General features: G+C 74.7%; 1 protein-coding gene. It reads left to right on the top strand.

Annotation, left to right across the window (positions count from 1 at the left end):
• Nucleotides 1–253, top strand: a 253-nt coding sequence (locus SB816_RS33435; protein ID WP_410548432.1) for an EF-Tu/IF-2/RF-3 family GTPase, incomplete at both ends; no start/stop codon positions are given.

Raw genomic sequence — 253 nt, 5'->3', positions numbered from 1 at the left:
CCTGCGTGAGCGCGCGACCGCGTGGCAGGCGCGCCGCGACGACGGCCTGTTCCGGCTGGCCGTCGATCGCGTGTTCACGTTGACGGGGCAGGGCACGGTGGTGACCGGCACGGTGTTCGCGGGACGCGTGCAGACCGGCGACGCCATGCTGCTCGCGCCCGCCGGCGAAACGGTGCGCGTGCGCAGCATCCACGCGCAAAACCGCGCCGCCGACACCGGACGCGCGGGCGAGCGTTGCGCGCTCAATCTCGCG

This window comes from Achromobacter sp. SIMBA_011 (genome assembly GCF_046535435.1).
Classification (GTDB): domain Bacteria; phylum Pseudomonadota; class Gammaproteobacteria; order Burkholderiales; family Burkholderiaceae_B; genus Achromobacter; species Achromobacter dolens.
This window is presented reverse-complemented; position numbering and strand designations above follow the sequence as displayed.